Source organism: Azoarcus indigens (assembly GCF_004361735.1).
Classification (GTDB): domain Bacteria; phylum Pseudomonadota; class Gammaproteobacteria; order Burkholderiales; family Rhodocyclaceae; genus Azoarcus; species Azoarcus indigens.
In genome coordinates, this window is the sequence record NZ_SNVV01000010.1 from 92447 (window position 1) to 112357 (window position 19911).

The window sequence follows — 19911 nt, forward strand, 5'->3', positions numbered from 1 at the left end:
AGTCTATTGCGCACGCGTTCGATACAGAAGATGCGCTAAGATCAATTGATCTTTTACTTTTGGTACAAGATGGACCATCTCAAGCAGATCGAGAGCTTCGTGAACGTCGCCACCCGCGGCAGCCTCTCCGCCGCCGCCCGGCTGGAAGGGGTGACGCCGGCGGTGATCGGCCGCCGGCTGGACGCGCTGGAGCAGCGCCTGGGCGTGAAGCTGATGGTGCGCACCACCCGCAGCATTGCCCTCACCTTCGAGGGCAGCGCTTTCCTTGAAGACTGCCAGCGCATCCTCCACGAGCTCGCCAACGCCGAGGCCTCGGTGACCCTGGGCGGCGTCAAGGCCAGCGGCCATGTGCGCATCTCGGCGCCGGCCGGCTTCGGCCGCCGCCATGTGGCGCCGCTGGTGCGGGAATTCCTGGAAGCGAACCCGGAGGTGAGCTGCACGCTGGACCTCACCGACCGCCTGGTGGACCTCGCCAACGAGGGCATAGACTGCGCCATCCGCATCGGTGGCCTGGCGGATTCCAGCCTGGTGTCGGTGCGGCTGGCGGAGAACCGCCGGGTGGTGGTCGCCAGCCCCGATTACCTCGCCCGCCGCGGCGTGCCGGTGACGCCGGACGAGCTCATCCGCCACACCTGCCTGTCGCTCGGCCAGCAGCGCGGCTGGCTGTTCCGCACCGGCGACGGCGACGTGGTGGCGGTGCGGGTGAGCGGTCGGCTGGAGTGCAACGACGGTGCGGTGCTGCACGACGCCGCGCTGGCCGGCGAAGGCCTGGCCTGGCGCTCGCTATGGGAAGTGGAGGCCGACCTGCGCGCCGGCCGGCTGGTGTCGGTGCTGGACCAGTACGCCGCCCCGGTCACCGGCATCTACGCCGTCTTTCCCCAGCGCCGCCAGCTGGCGCTGCGGGTGCGGTTGCTCATCGACCATTTCAAGAACCGCTACGGCAGGGCGGATTACTGGCGGGAGGTGGGATGAGGGCGGCCGGGCGGCGACTGACGCCGAGCTCGCGCTTTTTCCTTCTCCCCGTGGGAGAAGGGCCGGGGAGAGGGTGCGCAAGCGGGCCAAGCCACGGACAGCGGATCTGCACGAAGTGCCCGTGAGGGGCTTCAGCTGCTCGAGAGCGGGGCCAGTGGCGGATGTCGTCGAGCGAGGACGGGCAGCGTGTCAGGCTCGGCCTGCTGCTCAGAAGATCCTGAACAGGCGCCAGCGCGAGTGGCGATTTGCACTGGCGCAGTGAGACGCTTGATCCGCTCCTACCCCGGCACGGCCTCCGCCTTGGCCCGTGCCTTGTGCAGCTTCTTGTAGCTGTCGATCAGGCGCTGGTGTCTGTCCAGGCCCTCGAGCTTCATGCTCGTCGGCGTCAGGCCGAAGAAGCGCACGCTGCCGTCTACCGAGCCCATCGCCGCGTCCATCCGGGCGTCGCCGAACATGCGGCGGAAGTTGGCCTCGTAGTCTGCCAGTTCCAGTTCATCGTCCAGCAGCACTTCCAGCACCACGTTCAGCGCCTGGTAGAACAAGCCGCGCTCCACGGTGTTCTCGTTGTACTGCAGGTAGGCGCCGACCAGTTCGTGCGCCGCGTCGAATTGCTTGAGGGCGAGCTGGATCAGCAGCTTGAGTTCCAGGATGGTGAGCTGGCCCCAATCGGTGTTTTCGTCGAACTCGATGCCGATCAGGGTGATGATGTCGGTGTAATCATCCAGCTCGCTCTCTTCCAGGCGTTCGAGCAGGGCTCGCAGGGCGTCGTCGTCCAGGCGGTGCAGGTTCAGGATGTCGGCACGGAAGGACAGCGCCTTGTTGGTGTTGTCCCAGATCAGATCCTCGATGGGATAGACCTCCGAATAGCCCGGCACCAGGATGCGGCAGGCGCTTGCTCCCAGCTGGTCGTAAACCGCCATGTACACTTCCTTGCCCATGTCTTCGAGGAGGCCGAACAGCGTCGCCGCCTCCTGGGCGGTGGAATTCCCGCCGTCGCCGGAGAAATCCCATTCGACGAAGTCGTAATCCGCCTTGGCGCTGAAGAAACGCCAGGACACCACGCCGCTGGAGTCGATGAAATGCTCGACGAAATTGTTCGGTTCGGTCAGCGCATTGCTTTCAAAAGTGGGCCGGGGTAGATCGTTCAGGCCCTCGAAGCTGCGGCCCTGCAGCAATTCGGTAAGGCTGCGCTCCAGCGCCACCTCGAGGCTGGGGTGCGCGCCGAAGGAGGCGAACACGCCGCCGGTTCGCGGATTCATCAGGGTGACGCACATCACCGGGAATGCCCCACCCAGCGAAGCGTCTTTCACCAGCACGGGGAAACCCTGTTCCTCCAGCCCCCGGATGCCCGCCAGGATGCGGGGGTATTTCATCAGCACTTCCTGCGGCACATCGGGCAGCGCAAGCTCGCCTTCCAGGATTTCGCGTTTCACCGCGCGCTCGAATATCTCCGACAGGCATTGCACCTGTGCCTCGGCCAGCGTATTGCCGGCACTCATGCCGTTGCTGAGGAAGAGGTTGTCTATGAGATTGCTCGGGAAATAAACCACTTCGCCGTCCGATTGCCGCACATAGGGCAGCGAACAGATTCCGCGCTCGATATTGCCGGAATTGGTGTCGTACAGATGCGAGCCGCGCAATTCGCCATCCGGGTTGTAAATCCGCAGGCAGTATTCATCCAGGATTTCCGCCGGCAATGCATCCTTGCGGCCTGGCTTGAACCAGCGCTCGTCCGGATAGTGGACGAAGGCCGCATTGGCAATATCCTCGCCCCAGAACTGATCGTTGTAGAAATGATTGCAATTCATCCGCTCGATGAATTCGCCTAGCGCCGAGGCCAGCGCGCTTTCCTTGGTCGAGCCCTTGCCATTGGTGAAACACATCGGCGAATGCGCATCGCGGATATGCAGCGACCATACATTGGGAACCAGATTGCGCCAGGAGGCGATTTCGATCTTGATCCCCAACCCTGCGAGGATTCCCGACATATTGGCGATGGTCTGCTCCAGCGGCAGATCCTTGCCCGCGATACAGGTCTTCGCTTCGCTATCCGGATTCAGCGTGAGCAAGGCCTGGGCGTCGGCATCCAGGTTTTCGACCTCCTCGATGACGAAATCCGGGCCGGTCTGCACCACTCTTTTCACCGTGCAACGATCTATGGAACGCAGGATGCCCTGGCGATCCTTGGCGGAAATGTCCTCTGGCAGCTCGACCTGGATCTTGAAGATCTGCTTGTAGCGATCCTCCGGGTCGACGATGTTGTTCTGCGACAGGCGGATGTTCTCGGTCGGAATATTGCGGGTGACGCAATACAGCTTCACGAAGTAGGCCGCGCACAGGGCGGACGAAGCCAGAAAGTAATCGAACGGCCCTGGCGCCGAACCATCGCCCTTGTAGCGGATGGGCTGATCGGCGATTACCGTGAAGTCATCAAATTTGGCCTCGAGGCGAAGCTTGTCGAGGAAATTGACCTTGATTTCCATGGGGGAATCCTGAAATGGCGTTCAACAGATCGGCCGCCATTATCTTTGAACCGCCGAGTAGCGGTTTGCAGATTCGAGCCTGACTCGAGCACGCTGCGACCTCTGCCGCGCATCGTCGGTCCCTGCCGCGGGGGAGCGCGTCGCCCCGGACGCTCATCCTTCCGCCAGACGAGGCGGCATCCGCTTGCACTCCATCTCCCGTTGGAAAATCCGGCGGAAGAAGAACCCGTGGTAGATCGACACGTTCCGGCGCTTGGGGAAGAAGGGGGCGCGAAGGCCCCGCACCAGCCTGCAGTCGATCTCTCTCGGCTTTCCCGGCCTGTTGCTCAGAAGACCGCGAACAGGCGCCGAGGGATGGGGGAATCGGAGCGGCCGTTGTACCGCGATGCCGCTCGGTATCTTCCGGCCGGCCTCCCATTCCCGCGGCCGCAGCTCGTCTTCCCCCGCCTGGCGAACATCACCGTCCTTCATTCCCGAAAATCGCTAGCCCGGTTTCACGCTTTTGCGGACGCTTCCCGCCCCGGGCCACGCGCATCCTTCTGTTCGCGCCGGGGCAACCGGGCCGGCGCCGGACCAGCCAGGTCCGTCATCCACCTACAGGAGAATCGCCATGAAATGGGAAACCCCGAGCGCAGTCGATTTCCGCTTCGGCTTCGAAATCACCATGTACATCGCCACCCGCTGAGCGACCTCCCGGCGGCGCGGCCAACGCTGCCGCCGGGTCTCCGGAATCCATCCGCGATGAAGATACGCATCCTCGGCGCAGCGGCCGGTGGCGGCTTTCCGCAGTGGAACTGCAACTGCCGCAACTGCAGCGGCCTGCGCAGCGGCACGCTGCGGGCCAGGGCGCGCAGCCAGTCCTCGATCGCAGCCAGCGGCGATGGCGAGCACTGGCTGCTGGTCAACGCCTCGCCGGACGTGCTGCAGCAGTTGCGCGGCTTTCCCGCGCTGCAGCCGGGGCGGGTGCTGCGCGACAGCGCCATCGCCGCCATCCTGCTCATCGACGCCCAGATCGACCACAGCACCGGCCTGTTGATGTTGCGCGAGCACCTGAAGCCGCATGCGCTGTGGTGCACCGCCGCGGTGCATGAAGACCTGAGCGGCGCCTACCCGCTGTTCCCTCTGCTCTCCGCCTACTGCGGGCTGGACTGGCACGAGCTGCCGCTGGCGCGGCAGGTGGCGGTGGAGGGCGTGCCGGGGCTGACGCTGTCTGCGCTGGCGCTGCACAGCAATGCGCCGCCGTATTCGCCTTACCGCGACCGCCCGCGCGAGGGCGACAACGTCGGCATCAGCCTCATCGCCGCCAACGGCCGACGGCTGTTCTACGCCCCTGGCCTGGGGGAGATGACGCCGGCGGTGTGGGCGGCGATGCGCGAGGCCGACTGCGTACTGGTGGACGGCACGCTGTGGACCGACGATGAACTCATCCGCCTCGGCGTCTCCAGCCGCAGCGCGCGGGAGATGGGCCATCTGCCGCTGTCCGGCGCCGGCGGCATGCTGGCATGGCTGGCGCGGCTGCCGGCCGGCACCCGCAAGGTGCTCATCCACATCAACAACACCAACCCGGTGCTGGACGAAGACAGCCCGGAACATGCCGAACTCGCCGCCCGCGGGGTGGAACTGGCGTGGGACGGCATGGAGATAGACCTGTGAGCCGCCGCAGCGCAGCGGCCGGCCGGCGCGAGCGCCACCAAGGAGAACGCAGATGATGGATACCGCCACCCTGGCCGACCCCGCGCTGCATCAGGGCGCCGCCAGCGAAGCGCCGTTGAGCCGGGCCGCTTTCGAGGCCCGCCTGCGCGGCCATGAATCCCGTTACCACATTCATCACCCCTTCCACCGCCTGATGGCCGAGGGCCGGCTCAGCCGCGCCCAACTGCAGGGCTGGGTGGCGAACCGCTTCTATTACCAGCTCGCCATTCCGCGCAAGGACGCCGCCATCCTCGCCAACTGCCCGGACCGCGAGATCCGCCGGGAGTGGGTGCAGCGCATCCTGGACCACGACGGCCGTGGCGACGATCCCGGCGGCATCGAGGCCTGGATCGCGCTGGCCGAGGCAGTGGGCATAGTCCGCGAGGAGTTGCTGTCGCTGCGCCGGGTGGTGCCGGCGGCGCGCTTCGCGGTGGATGCCTATGTCGAGTTTGCTCGCCGCCAGCCGTGGCAGGAGGCGGTGGCGAGCAGCCTCACCGAGCTGTTCGCGCCCCACATCCACCAGCAGCGCATCGACCTCTGGCCGGCGCACTACCCCTGGGTGAAGCCGGAAGGCCTGGCCTATTTCCGCAAGCGCCTGCAGCAGGCGCGCCGCGATGTGGACCACGGCCTCGCCTTCACGCTGGACTACTTCGGCCAGAGCCGCGCGCTGCAGGAGCGGGCGGTGGACATCCTGCGCTTCAAGCTGGACGTGCTGTGGGCGCTGGCCGACGCCATCCTGCTCGACCAGTGCGAGATCGAGATCAAGGGGGCGAAGGCATGAGCGCCGCGGGTTTTCAGGCTGATGGGGAGGTGCGGCGCTGCGCGAATGCGGCGGGTGACGGCGGCGCGCCGGAGGTCGTAGCCGGCGGCGCGGGGCCGGCGCGGGAGGGCGCGCCGGGCGGAGGCAATGCAGCCCTGTCTGCCGCGGCCTTCCTCGGGCAACCGGCGGCCACTGCGCCTTCTCCGGCAAGCGGTGCGGGCCACGCTCCGCACCTGTCGCCGCGCTTCCGCCTGCAATGGGAAGCGGCGCAGCAGGCCTGGGTGCTGCTCTACCCGGAAGGCATGGTCAGGCTCAACCACAGCGCGGCTGAGATCCTGCGCCGCTGCGACGGCAGCCGTGATGCGGCGGCGCTCACCGCCGAGCTCGAAGCCGCTTTCGACACCTGCGACCTGCAGGCGGAGGTGGCGGCCTTCCTCGCCCACGCCCGCGAGCGCGGCTGGGTGCAGGGCGGATGAGGCGGCGGGGCGGGCAGTCGCCGCCGCGCTGCTTGCCCGAATCCACCCTTGCGCCCGCCTGTCGGTCGGACCAAGCCCGTCGCAGGTCGGACGAGCGTGGCGCCGCGGCCAGCAGGCAGCAGTTCGACCACACCGCACAGGAACCCCCGCAGATGGACATGACGCCGCCCTCCCCGCCGCCCGGCCACCAGCAGCCCGGTCCGCCGCTGTGGCTGCTCGCCGAGCTCACCTACCGCTGCCCGCTGCACTGCGCCTTCTGCTACAACCCGGTGGATTTCGCCCATACCGGCGCCGAGCTGGGCACCGAAGACTGGCTGCGGGTGCTGGGTGAGGCGCGTGCCGCCGGCAGCGTGCAATGCGGCTTTTCCGGCGGCGAACCGCTGCTGCGCGACGACCTCGAAATCCTGGTCGCCGAGGCCCATCGGCTGGGCTACTACACCAATCTGCTGACCTCCGGCGTCGGCCTTACCGAGGCCAGGGCGAGGGCGCTGCGGGCCGCCGGGCTGGACCATGTCCAGCTTTCCTTCCAGGACGCCAGCCGCGAGGTGAACGACTTCCTCTCCCACACCCGCAGCTTCGACCTCAAGCGCCGGGTTGCGGCGCTGATCAAGGCCCAGGGCTGGCCGATGGTGATGAACTGCGTCATCCACCGCCTCAACATCGACCATATCGACCGCATCATCGAACTCGCCATCGAGGTCGAGGCCGAGTACCTGGAACTGGCCAACAGCCAGTACTACGCCTGGGCCCTGCACAACCGCGACCACCTGCTGCCCAGCCGCGCCCAGCTGGAGCGCGCCGAGCGCACCGTCGCCGACTATCGCGCCCGCTTGGGCGAGCGCATGCGTCTCTTCTTCGTCGTGCCGGACTACTACGAAGGCCGGCCGAAGAAGTGCATGAACGGCTGGGGCAACGTCTTCCTCACCGTCACCCCCGACGGCACCGCGCTGCCCTGCCACACCGCCCGCATGCTGCCCGGCCTGGCCTTTCCCAACGTGCGGGAGCAGGCGGTGGCCGACATCTGGTACCGCTCCGAAGGCTTCAACCGCTACCGCGGCGATGGCTGGATGCGAGAGCCCTGCCGCCGCTGCCCGGACAAGGAAAAAGACCTCGGCGGCTGCCGCTGCCAGGCCTGGCAACTCGCCGGCGACCCCGCCGCCGCCGATCCCGCCTGCGCCCGCTCGCCGGATCACCACCGGGTGCTGGCAGCGGTGGAGCGGGCCAATCACCCGCAGCCGGCAGCCGTCGCGCCGCTGCTGTTCCGCGACCCCGCCCGCTCCCGCAGGCTGGGCCGCGCCGACCCCCGCTACCCGCCGCCCACAGGCTTGAAGCCACCCGCGCCCTAAGGTATAGTCGGCGCCCTTCGCTGCTGTAGCTCAGTCGGTAGAGCAACTGATTCGTAATCAGTAGGTCACCAGTTCGATTCCGGTCAGCAGCACCATAGTTTCAAGCACTTAGCTCGGCCTCGCGCCGGGCTTTTTGCAAATTCGGCCGGCTTTTTGCCGGCCGGGTGCGACTTTGGTTCAAACGGCCCGCTTGCTGCGGGCCGTTTTCATTTCCGCTGCGGGTTTGCTCGCAGGCTGGCTCGGCGCGATGCCGGCGGACGGGTGGCTCGCGCTACCGGATGCGGCACGCCTGGGCTCTCAGGCTTCAGGCGTAGATGAAGCTCAGCGCCACCGCCACGCCGATCAGCAGGCAGAACAGCAAACCGGCGAGGGCCCGCAGGAGGCGGATCAGGCGGTAGCGCTTCGCCCCTTTGGTGGTGACGGCGTCCGCTGCGGCGAGAAGGGTCAGGCCTATCAGTTCGTCAGCCATTCGGTTCCCCGGCTTCCAAGCGGCCCGGCCGGCGTGGGCGCCGGCCCGAGCTTATTCGATCCGGGTGAAGGCTAGCGGAATTCCCCGACAGTGGCACGCAGGGCGGCGGCTGCCGTGGCGCTCACAGGTCCAGCTCCAGCACTTCGCCACGGGCGCGGGACACGCAGATCATCATCGACTTGCCCGCTGCCCGTTCCGCCTCCGAGAGCACGTAGTCGCGGTGCTCCACCTCGCCGGCGCAGACCGCGGTTTCGCAAGTGCGGCACAGGCCTTCACGGCAGGCGCAAGGCAGCGCAAGGCCGTTTGCCTCCAGCGTTTCCAGGATGCTGAGGTGGGCGGGCACTTCCAGGGTGATGCCCTGCTGGCGCAGCACCAGCTGGAAGGGCCGGGGCCCGGCAGCAGCTTCGGCCGGGCTGGAGGCTGGTGTCTCGGCGGGGGCGGAGAACCACTCGAAGTGCAGTTGCTCCGGCACCCAGCCGGTGGCCCGCTTCCGTACCGCCTGCATCAATCCGTCCGGCCCGCAGCAGTAGAGCTGTTCTCCTTCCGCCGGCGCGGCCAGCGCGGCTTCCAGGTCCAGCGGCCGGCCGGCGTGTTCGTCGTCCGCATGCCAGCTCACCCGCTGCGGCCAGCATGCCAGCAGTTCCTGGAAGGCGGCGCGGCTGCGGCTGCGCACGCAGTAGAGTAGCGACCATTCCGCGCCCCGGGCCTCGCAGGCGTGGATCATGGCCAGCAGCGGGGTGATGCCGATGCCGCCGGCAATGAAGCGGTAGCGCGGCGCGCCGGCCTGCAGCGGAAAGTTGTTGCGCAGCGCGGTCGCCGTCAGCACATCGCCCACCCGCAGCTGCTGGTGGATGTGGCGGGAGCCGCCGCGGCTGGCCGGCGCGCGGCCGACGGCGATCAGGTAGCGCTCGCGTTCGCGGGGGTCGTTGCACAGGGAGTAGTGGCGGCGCAGGCCGCCGGGCAGCTGCAGTTCGAGGTGGGCGCCGGGCTCGAAGGGCGGCAGCGGGCCGCCCTCCGGCGCGCGCAGTTCGATGCTGACCACGTCGCGCGCCTCGGCGGTGAATTCACTCACCCGCAGCTTCAGGGGCGTATCGCAGTTCATCGGCGGGGCTTCCTGTGTGGGCGTGGCGTGCGGCCTTCTACGGCGGGAGAAAAGCCGTGGCTCCGGCTGGAGAGGGGAGGGGCGCTCATGCTGCCTGCTCCTCGCGGATGCGCTTGTTCATCACCCAGCGGAAGTGGGACAGCGCCGCATCCACGCCCAGCGGCACCATGCGCACCTCCGGGTCGTGGGCCAGCATGCGGCTCTGGCCGCTGATGATGCGGCGGTCTTCCTCGAAGGCGTCCAGCAGTACCTGGTGGATGCGGCGGGTGGCTTCCGGATCGTCGATGGAGAAGTTGTGCGGCTGGGCGAAGAAGTAGTGGGTGCTGTCGGCTGTTTCCGGGGTGACGGCCTGGCAGCTGCGGAACTCGAGTGCGCCTTCGCGGCTGCCGTTGGCGCCGCCGCGGCCCACCGGCACGCTGCCGGAATCCATCAGCAGCACGCCGGGCACGAGGAAGTCGTAGTTGTTCCAGCGATCCACCGTTTCCCATTCGGGCCGCAGCTTGCGCACGAAGGGCGCCGGTTCGTCGCCCTCCAGCCCGCGGATGATGCGCACGCCGTTGGCCAGGCGCTCCACCTGCGGCTGGGCGCGGGCATAGGCCACCGAGCCGCCCACCGTCTCCGGATGCACGAAGGAGAAGTGGGAGAAGTCGCACAGGTTGTCCGCCACCTGCAGGTAGTTGGCCTGGTGCAGCATGTAGCCGGAGAGGCTGCGCCAGCCGGGGTCGTCCAGCCAGTGGGTGTCGGGCAGCAGGGCAGGGTCGGCCTTGTCCGGGTCGCCCATCCAGATCCATACCCAGCGCGAGCGTTCTTCCACCGGGTAGGCGCGCACCCGCGCCTGCGGCGGAATGTGCTCCTGCATCGGGATTTCGACGCAGCGGCCGCTGGGGTCGAACTTCAGGCCGTGGTACATGCAGCGCACGCAGTCGCCCTCCAGCCGGCCGAGGGAGAGCGGCGCGGCGCGGTGGCAGCAGCGGTTGTCCAGGGCGACGACGCGGCCGGCGGTGTCGCGGTAGAACAGGATGGGGGTGTCGAGCAGGGTGCGGCTGAACAGGCCGTCGCCGATTTCGTCGCTCCAGGCGGCGACATACCAGCAGTTCTTCAGGAACATGGCGGGCTCCTTGGCAGGGATGGGAGGGAAAAGAGGGCACCCGCGGGCGTGCGGTGGCCCACCGCCAGCCGGCGCGGGCCGGCGGCGGAGCGGGGTTGCGGATGGAGAACGGGGGAAGGAGACCGGGGAAGGAGACCGGGGCGAGCCAGACCCTCACGCCGCCTTCAGGCTGCGGTCCTCAGTCGGCGCCCAGGTAGTGCCAGCCGCCCTGGCGCACTTCCACCAGCGCGACCGCGCGGCGGTCGTAGCCGACGTGGTCGGCGGCGGAGAGGTTCATCACGCCCTGGCTGGTCACCAGTTCGCGGGTGGCCTCCAGGCCATCGCGCAGCGCGGCGCGGAACTCCGGCGTGCCCGGCTTGTGTTTCGCCAGCGCCCGCTTGAGGCCCTCGCCGATCAGCAGGCCGGCGTCCCAGGTGTTGGCGGCGAAGATGGACATCGAACCGGCGCCGTAAGTTTTCTCATAGCGCGCGGTGACTTCGGTGGCCACCGGCCGCACCGGGTTGCTTGGCGGCAGTTGCCCGGCCACCAGCACCGGGCCGACGGCGAACACCGCGCCCTCGGCGTCGCGCCCGGCGATGCGCAGGAAGTCCCGGTTGGCGATGCCGTAGGTCTGGTAGATGCGGCCCTTGTAGCCGCGCTCGACCAGCGTCTTCTGCGGCAGCGCGGCCGGCGTGCCGGAGGCGGCGATCAGCACCGCGTCCGGCTTGTCGGCCATCAGCTTCAGCACCTGGGAGAGCACGCTGGTGTCGGTCTGGCCGTAGCGCTCCACCGTGCTCAGGCGCAGGCCCTGCGCTTCCGCCTGCTTGCGCACCTCGTTGAGCCAGCCTTCGCCGAAGGCGTTGCTGAAGCCGATGAAGCCCAGTGTCTTCACGCCGGCGGCCTTCATATGCGCCACCGTGGCTTCCACCATCAGCGCCTCGTTCTGCACCGCCTTGAAGGACCAGCGGCGGATGTCGTCCTGCGGCGCGACGATGGCGGTGCCGCTGGCCACGCTCACCAGCGGTACGCCGGCGCGCGCCGCCGGCTCCACCATGGAGAGGGTGGAGGGCGTAGTGGAGGAGCCGATCACCACGTCCGCCTTGTGCTCCTCCACCAGCTTGCGGAAGTTCTTCACCGCCACCGTGGGGTCGGAGGCATCGTCCAGCACGGTGTAGTCGATGCGGGTGCCGTCGATCTCCCGCGGCAGCAGTTCGATCATGTTGCGGGCCGGTGCGCCCAGCGAGGCGGCCGGGCCGGTGAGCGAGAGGGTGACGCCGACATTGACCTGCGCGAACGCCGGACAGGCGGCGGCGAGCAGGGTGAGCAACAAGCCTCTCGGAGTGCTGGGAATCATGGTTTTTGTCTCCATCGTTGTCGTGCCGTCTCGTGCGGACGGTTGCAGCCAAGATAGTCCCGCCACCAAAATTGGTACACAACATGGCCTCGATTAAGGTAATGAACATGATTCATAACCAGTTCGACCTCAACCTGGTGATGGTGCTGGACGCCCTGATCCGCGAGCGCAGCACCACCCGCGCGGCCGAGCAACTGGGGCTGGGGCAGAGCGCGGTGAGCCACGCCCTGGGCCGCCTGCGCCGGGCGCTGGACGATCCGCTGTTCATCAAGACCGCCGGCGGCCTCAAGCCGACGCCGCGCACCGAGGCGCTGACGCCGGCGGTGCTGCAGATGATGGAGATCGTGCGCAACGAGCTGCACAGCCAGCCGCGCTTCGACCCGGCGCGGGTGGAGCGCTGCTTCCGCTTCTGCATGACCGACATGGGCGAGCTGGTCTTCTTGCCGCCGCTGATGGAGCGGCTGCGCCGCGAAGCGCCCCACTGCACCCTGCAGACGCTGCAGGTGCCGCAGGCGCGCATCGCCGAAACGCTGGAATCCGGCGAGGCCGACCTTGCCATCGGCTCGCTGCGCGCGATTCCGCAGGGGCTGTTCCAGCAGCAGTTGTTCACCCATCCCTTCGTCACCATCGTCGCCACCGACGCGCCGGTGGGCGAGCGGCTGACGCTGGCGGAGTTCGAGGCGATGGACCATGTCGTCGTCTCGCTCGACGGCGGCCGTGGCTCCGCCTACGACAAGGCCATCGAGGAGCTGGGCGTGCGCCGGCGCATCTTCCTCACCACGCCGCACTTCCTGCTCATCCCGCCGCTGCTGGAGCGCCAGCCCAACCTGGTCGCCACCGTGCCGCGCGAACTGGGCACCGTGTTCGCCCGCTACAAGGTGGTGCGGGTGGTGGAGCCGCCCATCGGCCTGCCGCGCTTCGAGCTGCGCCAGCACTGGCACCCGCGCTTCCACTACGACCCCGCCAACCTGTGGCTGCGCAAGCTGGTGAAGGAGACCTTCGCGGATTATCCGGAGTGAGGGGCCGGGAGTCAGGCGTCGGGCCCGGCCAAGGCGGGGCGCGCCGGCCGCCTCGCGCTCAAGCGGCGTGCCGCCGCTTCACCGCGCGGGTGGACACCAGCGCCGCCGCCACCGCCAGCGCGGCGGCCAGGCCGAGGCCGATGCGCGGCGCATGTTCCGGGGTGATGCCGAGCAGCAGCGCGATGGCGGCGGAGCCGGCGGCCATGCCGGTCTGGCGGGCGGTGGCCTGCATGCCGCCGGTGGCGCCGTCGCGATGCGCAGGCGTGGAGGTGAGCAGCACCCGGTTGTTCGGCACCTGGAAGAAGCCGAAGCCAAACCCGCTGATCGCCATGAACAGCACCACCAGGCTGGGCTGGCCCGCCAGCGGCCACAGCGCGGCGCAGGCGGCGCCCACGGCGATGGCCAGGCCGCCGAACGCGCACAGCGCCTGCGGCGGATGGCGGTCCGCCAGGCGGCCGGACCACTGCGCCGCCACCGCCACCGTCAGCGGCCAAGCCATCATCAGCAGGCCAGTGTGCATCGGGCTCAGCCCCAACTGGTGCTGCAGGTAGAAGGGCAGGGCGATGAAGCACAGCATCTGCGAGGAGAACAGGCACAGCGAGCCCAGCATGGCGTGGCGGAACAGGGTGTGGTCCAGCAGGTCCAGCGGCAGCAGCGGCGCTGGCTTGCCGCGCTCGCGCCGCAGCAGGCCGGCCAGGCAGAGCGCGGCGACGGCGAGCAGCCCCAGGCTGAGCCGCGGCTGCTCGGCGATGCGCTCCAGGCCGGTGATGCCCAGGCAGAACAGGCCGGCGTTCAGCACCACGCTGAGGCCGTCGATGCGGCGCGGCGCCCGCGGCCCTTCCGGAATCGCCCGCAGCAGCGTCAGCGTCAGCAGGCCGATGGGCAGGTTGATGGCGAACAGCCAGGGCCAGCCCGCCCAGGTGAGTAGCGCCGCGCCCAGCGTCGGCGCCGCCGCCGAGCCTATCGCCACGCAGAGGGCGTTGATGCCGATGCCACGGCCGAGCTGCGCGCGGGGGTAGGTATTACGCACGATGCCGGCGCTGACGCACATGATGGCCGCCGCGCCCACGCCCTGCAACGCCCGCCCTGCCACCAGCCAGCCCAGCGTCGGTGCCAGCGCGCAGGCCAGCGAGGCCAGGGTGAATAGCGCCACGCCGGCGCCGAACACCCGCCGCAGGCCCACCCGCTCTGCCAGCGCGGCGAAGGGAAACAGCAGGGCCACCAGCGCCAGCTGGTAGGCGGTGACGATCCACACCGAACCGGCCGCGCTCACCCCCAGTGCTTCCGAGATGCTGGGCAGCGCCAGGTTGGCGATGCCGCCGTCCAGCACCGTCATGGTGATGGCGGCCAGCAGCGCGGCGATGGCCTGGTAGCGGCGGGGAAGGGGCAGGCCGTCGGCACGCGCCTGGGCCGGGGTGGAGGGCTGCATCGGAACGCGGGAGTCGGGCGGGAAAGGGGAAGAGGAGAGGGTGAGGGAGGCCGGCCAGGAGCTCAACGAGGGCCCAATGAGGGGGAAGGATCATAGCGGCCTTTTCCCGGCATGGTTTTTCTGCGTGCGGGCCTAGTGGCGCGATGCTCCGCGGGTGGGGCGGGGGCGGTTGCTGCCGGGTGGGCCGGAGGCGTCTGCGCTGGCGAGCATGCTCTCGCTGGCGTCTGCCCTCATGGCGCGCTTTTTTCCAGTGTGGTTTGCATCTTTTACCCCGGCGGCCCTTCGCGCCTGATTCCGGCCTCAGGCCCGGGCTTTGCTCGGCAGCCGGCGGGCCTCGTGCCACATTCATCTGACTGGAAAAGGAGAAACGCCATGAACAAGTCCAGCCTGCCGACCGGCCTCAAGGAAGTCGTGGGGAGCCTGATCGACGACCACCGCAAGGTGAAGAAGCTGTTCAAGGAGTTCGAGTCGGCCAAGACCCCGGAGGAAAAGGAGGCCATCGCCCGCAGCGCCTGCATGGAGCTGAAGGTGCATACCCAACTGGAAGAGGAGCTGTTCTATCCGGCGGTGCGCAACAGCGACCCGGAGAAATTCCACGATCTGCTCGACGAGGCGGTGGTGGAGCACGCCTCGGCCAAGGACCTGATCAAGCAGCTCGACGGCATGCACGCCGGCGACGACCTCTTCGACGCCAAGGTGACGGTGCTGGGGGAATACATCGAGCACCATGTGAAGGAAGAGGAGGAAGCGCTTTTCCCCAAGCTGATGGAGGAGAAGCTGGACCTGCGCGACCTGGCCTCGGAGATGGAGCAGAAGCGGGCGACGCTGACGGCGCATTGAGGGGGCAGCTGCCGCTTTGGACGGCCGTTTGTGGACGTTGGCCCGTCTGGTGCCGCAGGCCGATCAAGGTGGCCCCATCAGCGGAGTTCGAGGATGGATGGCTCTTCGAAGAGAAGCTGCAGTCGGTCCGCTTCGATGTAAAGAAAGCGGGCAAAGGGCAGCTTTTTTCCGCCGGAGAGGCAGTAAGCGGCGGCCCGGTTTGCGATTCCCTGACCGTTGAAGGCGGATAAGCCGTCGGATGGTTCCATGAGCTCAACGCCATATCTGTTTTGAGTTGGATGTTACTCAAGGGGAATCATCGGACGTCAAATCATGGCGGTCCGGCTTGTCAGGGGCGATGGTCTTGCCAGCAAAAAGGGGGGCTGATCCAAGGCCCCCCTTTTTTGCCCCGCCTGGCGGTGTCGAGCGCGTTGAGTGCCCCTCAGCGCCCGCTGAGCGTAAACCGCTGCACGCTGGCGTGCAGCATCTCGGCCAGGGACTTCATGTCGGACGAGGCGCCGGACATGGAGTGGGCGGCGGCGGAGGTTTCCTCGGCCATCTGCACGATGTTCTCCACCCGGGCGGCGATGTCGCGGCCGGCGGCGGATTGCTCCTGCAGCGCGGAGGAGACGTCGTCGATGGCGCGCTGCACCGACTGCGCGTCGGCGTCGATCTCGTGGACCATGTTGCCGGCGCTGCGGGCTTCCTCCAGGCCGTCCTGCACCGCGGTGACGGCAGCCGAGAGGCGGCTGCTCATCTGCTGGGTGCCGGACTGGATGGAGGCCACCATGGCGCTGATCTCCTGGGTAGAGTGGGTGGTTTTCTCCGCCAGCTTGCGCACTTCGTCGGCCACCACGGCGAAGCCGCGGCCCTGTTCGCCGGCGCGGGCGGCTTCGATGGCGGCGTTGAGCGCCAGCAGGTTGGTCTGGTCGGCCACTTCCTTGATGACGGTGACGATGGAGGAGATGCGCTCCGATTCGTTGCCCAGCATCTGCGCGGTTTCCGAGCTGCGGTTGATGGTCTCGGCCACGGTGTCGATGCGGTCCACCATCTGACGGATGCTGTTGGCGCTGGTGTTGGCCTTGCTGCTGGCCACGGTGGAGGCGTCGCGCGCTTCCTGGGAGATGGCGGCGATGTGATCCACGCTGGTGGACATTTCCTCCAGCGCGGCGGCCATGGCGCTGGCGAATTCGGACTGCGCCTCGATGCTCTTGAACACCGTCTGCGAGTCGGTTTCCAGCTGGCGGGCGGCGTCGCCCACCTGGCGGGCGCCGCCGTTCACCTGGCCCAGCGCCTCGTTGAGGGCGTCGGCCATGCGGATGAAGGCGTTCTGCAGCTGGCCGACTTCGTCCGCCGAGCTGGCCTGCATGCGCACGCCGAGGTTGCCGGCGGCGAGCTGGTCGGCCACCCGCACCAGGTCGCCCACCGGCCGGGTGATGGAGCGGGTGACCAGCACCGCGCAGACGATGGCGGCCAGCGCGGCGACGGTGAAGGCGGTGAGCAGCACGACGAGGCTGGAGCGGGCGTCGGCCTTCATGTCCTGCATTACTTGCTGGGCGCGCACGCGGACGACGTCGATGAGCTTGTTGGCGTTGTCCTGGATGGCGCCGATGAGGTGGCGGCTGTTGCCCATGCCGCTCATGACGCCGCTGCGGTCGCCCTGGTTGGCGGCGCGCACGATGTCGCTGACGTAGGGGCGCAGTGCATCCAGTGTGTCGGCGATGGCCTTGCCGGTGGCGGCGATCTCCGGTTCCGGCGCGGAGACGAAGGGCTGGGTGTCGCGGCGCAGGCCGTCCAGGGTGTCCAGCTGCTGCTGGGCGATCTTGCCGATGTCGGGCGAATCCACCGCGCCCAGCATGTCGCGCATCTCGATGCGGTAGCGCAGCGTGCGGTAGAGGAAGTCGGTGGCGAGGCGGGAGCGGTCCAGGCCATCGCGCTCGACCACGAGCGCCTGCTTGTCGATGCTCATCGCCTTGATCCCGATGAACACGGCGGCGGCGCCGAACAGCAGCAGCACAAGGCCGAAAGCCAGCAGCAATCTCTTGCCGATCATGATGTTCTTCAAGCTGTTTTCCTTTTTTCCGTTAGGGGGGCCACCGGCGGCCGGCCTTGTCTTTTTGTGTCTCCTGCCCGGAAAACAGACCATGGCGCCAATCGGCAATCCGCGGCATGCCTCCTAAAGCGGGAAGAAGCTTCAAGTGTGAAGTATTAGCGGCAATTTGTGGCGTGAATTAAATCGCCATGAGCGGAAGATGGGCGGATATCCGGGGGGATGCCTTGGGGCGTGCAGCAAGGGTGTGGAGGAGCGGGCGGGCCAGCCTCGGCTATCCGGTGCCGGTGGGGGACGCGCCGCCGTCCGGCGCAGGCGCACAATGGCCGCAAAGGAGGAATCACCATGGCTCTCGTCCTGCGCGCTCTGCACGCCGACATCACCACGCTGGAAGTCCGCGCCATCGTCAATGCCGCCAACAGCTCGCTGCTGGGCGGCGGTGGTGTGGACGGCGCCATCCACCGCGCGGCCGGGCCGCAACTGCTGGAGGCCTGCCGCCAGATCGGCGGCTGCCCCACCGGCGAGGCCCGCATCACTGCCGGCTTCCGTCTGCCGGCGGACTATGTGATCCACACGGTAGGCCCGGTGTGGCGCGGCGGCCGCTCCGGCGAGGCCGCGCTGCTCGCCGCCTGCTACCGCAATGCGCTGGAACTGGCGGCCGCGCATGGCGCGGAGAGTATCGCCTTTCCCTCCATCAGCACCGGCGTCTACGGCTATCCGCCTGAACTGGCGGCGCCGTTGGCGATCGCCACCGTGCGCGAGCATGCAGCCCGGCAGCAGCAGGTGCGGGAAGTATGGTTCTGCTGCTTTTCAGCGGCGGATCACCAGCGCTATCTCGCGCTGCTCGACGCGGCGGACGGCGGCTGAGGCACCTTGTCGAAGCCGGCTTTCCGCCGTCCTGGCCCCTGGACCTGGCACGGATGCTGCTCCGCAACATCCAGCTGCCGACGGGCGATGGGGCGCAGACCCCGCAATCCCGCGGCGCGGGTGGCGGCCCGCTGAAGGCCGCCGGCGGGTATCGCACTCCGCCGGGGCATGGCCGCCGCGATTTGCGCGCTGATGGTGCCCGCCATCCGCCGACAACAGACGAGAGCGAGGTGCGAAATGCGGTTCGAGATCCTGGAAAAAGTGGAGCGCTGGCTGCTGGGCAGCGCGGGCGAGAGCGATCAGGCCCTGCAGGCGCGCGAGGCGGAAGACGACGAGCGTACCGCCCGCGAGCCGGAAGAACTGGACCCGGTGTACTGGCTGCCGCCGTTTCCGCCCTGCTGAGCTTCCAGCACCTGCGGCCGGCGTCGCCCCCGAGCCGCCGCGCTCCTCAGCCGCGCGGCAGCGCACTTTCCTGCGCGGCCCAGATAAAACCCCAGCCCGGGCCCCCGGTGCTTGCCCGGACTGCGTAGCCGCGCCTGCTCGGGTGGCGGCGTGCGCGATGCGGCCACGCCCATGTCGAAGGCTGGCCGCATCGGCAGGAAGGGCGCGGCGGTGCTCGCCGCGCCGCCAGCAGGCCGGGCCGCTGGCGGCGCGGCATGCCGGTTCTCCGGATTGCTTGCTGCGCGAGGGAGCAGGCATCCTGTGGCTTCAAGTCGACTTGAGGCCAAGCATGGCTACGCTGGACATCGGTGAGGTCGCCCGCCGCGCCGGGCTGCCGACCTCCACCCTGCGCTTCTACGAAGAACGCGGCCTGATCGCCGCCACCGGCCGCAACGGCCTGCGCCGCCAGTTCGATGCTGGGGTGCTGCAGCGGCTCGCCCTCATCAGCCTCGGCCGCGCCGCCGGCTTCTCGCTGGACGAGATCGCCGCCATGCTGGGCAGCGACGGCCAGCCCACCATAGACCGCGCCCAGCTCGCCGCCCGCGCCGACGAGCTGGACCACAGCATCCGCCGCCTCACCGCCCTGCGCGACAGCCTTCGCCACGCGGCGGTGTGCCCGGCGGCCAGCCACCTGGAATGTCCGTCGTTCCAGAAGCTGCTGCGGGTGGCGGAGCGCTATCGGCCCAGGAGAAAGAGCAGGAGCTAGCGGGAGTTGCGCTGTGTCTCGCCGGAGGAACGGGCATTCGCGCGGTGGATGTGCTGACGACTCCATTGCTCGATACCCTTCTGACCACCGGAAAAGGCCGGCTCTTACCTGTTGCCCCACAGTGCCGTGAAATCGAACGACAGCTGCCGCTGATGCCGGATGGAGAGCAGATAGACCGTCTGTTTGCCGTGGGTATACAGCAGCAAATAGTTCGCCATCACGTATTCACGGATCTCGCCGTCCGTCGCGATTCCCTTCAGCTGCGCGGTGAGACGCTCCTGGAGTGTCACCGCTTCCACCGAGTTGCCCGGACGTTGCAGAAAAGAGCGTCCCATGGCCGGAAAGCGCTTCAAATTGGGAATGACGGTGCCGCCCAGTTCGTCCAGCAAGGTATCGAAGGCCTGGGGCGCTTCGGCGTCGGCAAGGAAGCGCTCTATTTCCTCCAGATTGCGCTCGAAGTTCGCGGTGAGTTCGACGCGGAGTACGGCGGTCATGGGGCGGGAGGCTGTTCAGCCGGCCGACTTGTTTGCGCGGCGCCGCTTCAGTGCGGCAATTGCCGTCTCCGCATCCTTTGTGCGACCTGCGGCGACGTCGGCCAAGCCCTTGCTGGCCTCGTCGAGAAGAAGCAGGTGAATGCGCTCGCGCTCGAGGCGGTGGTAGTAGTCCAGCCGCTCGGCGTCGATCAGCGCGACATAGCTCTCGCCATTCTTGGTGATGATCTTCTCGGCACCAGCCTTCACTTGGTCGGCCAGGTCGGAGAGGTTCGCCCGGGCCTGGGAAAGCGGGATGACATCGCGGGCCGAAATGGCCATGGAGATCTCTCCGATGTACAGAATTCT

Annotated in this window: 21 protein-coding genes and 1 tRNA gene; 12 read left to right on the plus strand and 10 right to left on the minus strand. The window is 68.2% G+C overall.

Features of this window, described 5'->3' with window-relative positions:
• Positions 1-69 precede the first annotated feature (69 nt).
• On the plus strand, positions 70-972 hold the full coding sequence (locus tag C7389_RS12890; RefSeq protein WP_133592208.1) for a LysR family transcriptional regulator: 903 nt from the start codon (positions 70-72) through the stop codon (positions 970-972).
• 278 nt (positions 973-1250) lie between these two features.
• Here C7389_RS12890 and C7389_RS12895 read toward each other — a convergent pair whose 3' ends face one another.
• Positions 1251-3455: an OsmC domain/YcaO domain-containing protein gene (locus C7389_RS12895; RefSeq protein ID WP_133592034.1), complete on the minus strand. Its 2205-nt coding sequence runs from the start codon at positions 3453-3455 to the stop codon at positions 1251-1253.
• 610 nt (positions 3456-4065) lie between these two features.
• Between C7389_RS12895 and pqqA the strand changes: the two genes are divergently transcribed.
• The 6 genes from pqqA to C7389_RS12925 all read left to right on the plus strand — a co-directional run bounded on the left by pqqA (position 4066) and on the right by C7389_RS12925 (position 7824).
• On the plus strand, positions 4066-4140 hold the full coding sequence (gene pqqA / locus C7389_RS12900) for a pyrroloquinoline quinone precursor peptide PqqA (protein ID WP_133592210.1): 75 nt from the start codon (positions 4066-4068) through the stop codon (positions 4138-4140).
• Between the two features lie 56 nt (positions 4141-4196).
• Complete coding sequence (gene pqqB, locus C7389_RS12905; protein WP_133592036.1) at positions 4197-5108, plus strand: pyrroloquinoline quinone biosynthesis protein PqqB; 912 nt, start codon at positions 4197-4199, stop codon at positions 5106-5108.
• A gap of 55 nt (positions 5109-5163) precedes the next feature.
• Complete coding sequence (gene pqqC, locus C7389_RS12910; protein ID WP_133592212.1) at positions 5164-5928, plus strand: pyrroloquinoline-quinone synthase PqqC; 765 nt, start codon at positions 5164-5166, stop codon at positions 5926-5928.
• The gene (gene pqqD / locus C7389_RS25860; RefSeq protein ID WP_211168351.1) at positions 5925-6383 is read left to right on the plus strand and encodes a pyrroloquinoline quinone biosynthesis peptide chaperone PqqD; all 459 of its coding nucleotides are present in this window, start codon (positions 5925-5927) and stop codon (positions 6381-6383) included. The genes pqqC and pqqD overlap by 4 nt, the downstream gene beginning before the upstream one ends.
• A gap of 158 nt (positions 6384-6541) precedes the next feature.
• Positions 6542-7729: a pyrroloquinoline quinone biosynthesis protein PqqE gene (pqqE, locus tag C7389_RS12920; RefSeq protein WP_133592038.1), complete on the plus strand. Its 1188-nt coding sequence runs from the start codon at positions 6542-6544 to the stop codon at positions 7727-7729.
• 19 nt (positions 7730-7748) lie between these two features.
• Positions 7749-7824 (plus strand) — tRNA-Thr (locus tag C7389_RS12925).
• Between the two features lie 209 nt (positions 7825-8033).
• On the opposite strand, the gene C7389_RS24875 is transcribed toward C7389_RS12925, so the two are convergent.
• From C7389_RS24875 to C7389_RS12940, 4 genes are all read right to left on the minus strand, one after another.
• Positions 8034-8198: a hypothetical protein gene (locus C7389_RS24875; RefSeq protein ID WP_162851730.1), complete on the minus strand. Its 165-nt coding sequence runs from the start codon at positions 8196-8198 to the stop codon at positions 8034-8036.
• A gap of 121 nt (positions 8199-8319) precedes the next feature.
• A complete protein-coding gene (locus C7389_RS12930) occupies positions 8320-9300 on the minus strand; it encodes a PDR/VanB family oxidoreductase (protein WP_133592040.1) in 981 nt (326 codons plus the stop codon).
• Between the two features lie 85 nt (positions 9301-9385).
• Complete coding sequence (locus C7389_RS12935; protein WP_133592042.1) at positions 9386-10408, minus strand: aromatic ring-hydroxylating dioxygenase subunit alpha; 1023 nt, start codon at positions 10406-10408, stop codon at positions 9386-9388.
• A 178-nt stretch (positions 10409-10586) separates the two neighbouring features.
• Positions 10587-11741, minus strand: a complete 1155-nt coding sequence (locus C7389_RS12940; RefSeq protein WP_133592044.1) for an ABC transporter substrate-binding protein — start codon at positions 11739-11741, stop codon at positions 10587-10589.
• 101 nt (positions 11742-11842) lie between these two features.
• Here C7389_RS12940 and C7389_RS12945 point away from each other — a divergent pair, with 101 nt between their 5' ends.
• The gene (locus tag C7389_RS12945; RefSeq protein ID WP_133592046.1) at positions 11843-12760 is read left to right on the plus strand and encodes a LysR family transcriptional regulator; all 918 of its coding nucleotides are present in this window, start codon (positions 11843-11845) and stop codon (positions 12758-12760) included.
• 58 nt (positions 12761-12818) lie between these two features.
• On the opposite strand, the gene C7389_RS12950 is transcribed toward C7389_RS12945, so the two are convergent.
• Positions 12819-14189, minus strand: coding sequence for an MFS transporter (locus C7389_RS12950; protein ID WP_133592048.1), 1371 nt, complete (start codon positions 14187-14189; stop codon positions 12819-12821).
• A gap of 372 nt (positions 14190-14561) precedes the next feature.
• Between C7389_RS12950 and C7389_RS12955 the strand changes: the two genes are divergently transcribed.
• On the plus strand, positions 14562-15029 hold the full coding sequence (locus C7389_RS12955; RefSeq protein WP_133592050.1) for a hemerythrin domain-containing protein: 468 nt from the start codon (positions 14562-14564) through the stop codon (positions 15027-15029).
• A 77-nt stretch (positions 15030-15106) separates the two neighbouring features.
• On the opposite strand, the gene C7389_RS24880 is transcribed toward C7389_RS12955, so the two are convergent.
• The gene (locus C7389_RS24880) at positions 15107-15277 is read right to left on the minus strand and encodes a hypothetical protein (RefSeq protein WP_162851731.1); all 171 of its coding nucleotides are present in this window, start codon (positions 15275-15277) and stop codon (positions 15107-15109) included.
• Between the two features lie 173 nt (positions 15278-15450).
• On the minus strand, positions 15451-17073 hold the full coding sequence (locus tag C7389_RS12960; RefSeq protein WP_162851732.1) for a methyl-accepting chemotaxis protein: 1623 nt from the start codon (positions 17071-17073) through the stop codon (positions 15451-15453).
• Between the two features lie 330 nt (positions 17074-17403).
• On the opposite strand from C7389_RS12960, the gene C7389_RS12965 reads away from it, so the two are divergent.
• From C7389_RS12965 to C7389_RS12975, 3 genes are all read left to right on the plus strand, one after another.
• Positions 17404-17925 carry an O-acetyl-ADP-ribose deacetylase gene (locus C7389_RS12965; protein ID WP_133592054.1) on the plus strand — a complete coding sequence of 174 codons (522 nt, stop codon included), beginning with the start codon at positions 17404-17406 and terminating at the stop codon, positions 17923-17925.
• Between the two features lie 237 nt (positions 17926-18162).
• Positions 18163-18327 carry a hypothetical protein gene (locus tag C7389_RS25460; RefSeq protein ID WP_246034745.1) on the plus strand — a complete coding sequence of 55 codons (165 nt, stop codon included), beginning with the start codon at positions 18163-18165 and terminating at the stop codon, positions 18325-18327.
• Positions 18328-18655: 328 nt separating this feature from the next.
• On the plus strand, positions 18656-19072 hold the full coding sequence (locus C7389_RS12975; protein ID WP_133592058.1) for a helix-turn-helix domain-containing protein: 417 nt from the start codon (positions 18656-18658) through the stop codon (positions 19070-19072).
• Between the two features lie 104 nt (positions 19073-19176).
• Here the strand turns inward: C7389_RS12975 and C7389_RS12980 are convergent, their stop codons facing one another.
• Positions 19177-19566 (minus strand): type II toxin-antitoxin system RelE/ParE family toxin, encoded by a 390-nt coding sequence (locus C7389_RS12980; protein WP_133592060.1) that lies wholly within the window; start codon positions 19564-19566, stop codon positions 19177-19179.
• A 15-nt stretch (positions 19567-19581) separates the two neighbouring features.
• Complete coding sequence (locus C7389_RS12985; protein WP_133592062.1) at positions 19582-19884, minus strand: type II toxin-antitoxin system Phd/YefM family antitoxin; 303 nt, start codon at positions 19882-19884, stop codon at positions 19582-19584.
• Between the last annotated feature and the right edge of the window lie 27 nt (positions 19885-19911).

Excerpts from the sequence above, each read along its gene's own strand:
- C7389_RS12890 (WP_133592208.1), top strand. The coding sequence starts at position 70 with ATGGACCATCTCAAGCAGATCGAGAGCTTCGTGAACGTCGCCACCCGC.
- C7389_RS12895 (WP_133592034.1), bottom strand. The coding sequence starts at position 3,455 with ATGGAAATCAAGGTCAATTTCCTCGACAAGCTTCGCCTCGAGGCCAAA.
- pqqB (WP_133592036.1), top strand. The coding sequence starts at position 4,197 with ATGAAGATACGCATCCTCGGCGCAGCGGCCGGTGGCGGCTTTCCGCAG.
- pqqC (WP_133592212.1), top strand. The coding sequence starts at position 5,164 with ATGGATACCGCCACCCTGGCCGACCCCGCGCTGCATCAGGGCGCCGCC.
- pqqD (WP_211168351.1), top strand. The coding sequence starts at position 5,925 with ATGAGCGCCGCGGGTTTTCAGGCTGATGGGGAGGTGCGGCGCTGCGCG.
- pqqE (WP_133592038.1), top strand. The coding sequence starts at position 6,542 with ATGACGCCGCCCTCCCCGCCGCCCGGCCACCAGCAGCCCGGTCCGCCG.
- C7389_RS24875 (WP_162851730.1), bottom strand. The coding sequence starts at position 8,198 with ATGGCTGACGAACTGATAGGCCTGACCCTTCTCGCCGCAGCGGACGCC.
- C7389_RS12930 (WP_133592040.1), bottom strand. The coding sequence starts at position 9,300 with ATGAACTGCGATACGCCCCTGAAGCTGCGGGTGAGTGAATTCACCGCC.
- C7389_RS12935 (WP_133592042.1), bottom strand. The coding sequence starts at position 10,408 with ATGTTCCTGAAGAACTGCTGGTATGTCGCCGCCTGGAGCGACGAAATC.
- C7389_RS12940 (WP_133592044.1), bottom strand. The coding sequence starts at position 11,741 with ATGATTCCCAGCACTCCGAGAGGCTTGTTGCTCACCCTGCTCGCCGCC.
- C7389_RS12945 (WP_133592046.1), top strand. The coding sequence starts at position 11,843 with ATGAACATGATTCATAACCAGTTCGACCTCAACCTGGTGATGGTGCTG.
- C7389_RS12950 (WP_133592048.1), bottom strand. The coding sequence starts at position 14,189 with ATGCAGCCCTCCACCCCGGCCCAGGCGCGTGCCGACGGCCTGCCCCTT.
- C7389_RS12955 (WP_133592050.1), top strand. The coding sequence starts at position 14,562 with ATGAACAAGTCCAGCCTGCCGACCGGCCTCAAGGAAGTCGTGGGGAGC.
- C7389_RS24880 (WP_162851731.1), bottom strand. The coding sequence starts at position 15,277 with ATGGAACCATCCGACGGCTTATCCGCCTTCAACGGTCAGGGAATCGCA.
- C7389_RS12965 (WP_133592054.1), top strand. The coding sequence starts at position 17,404 with ATGGCTCTCGTCCTGCGCGCTCTGCACGCCGACATCACCACGCTGGAA.
- C7389_RS25460 (WP_246034745.1), top strand. The coding sequence starts at position 18,163 with ATGCGGTTCGAGATCCTGGAAAAAGTGGAGCGCTGGCTGCTGGGCAGC.
- C7389_RS12975 (WP_133592058.1), top strand. The coding sequence starts at position 18,656 with ATGGCTACGCTGGACATCGGTGAGGTCGCCCGCCGCGCCGGGCTGCCG.
- C7389_RS12980 (WP_133592060.1), bottom strand. The coding sequence starts at position 19,566 with ATGACCGCCGTACTCCGCGTCGAACTCACCGCGAACTTCGAGCGCAAT.
- C7389_RS12985 (WP_133592062.1), bottom strand. The coding sequence starts at position 19,884 with ATGGCCATTTCGGCCCGCGATGTCATCCCGCTTTCCCAGGCCCGGGCG.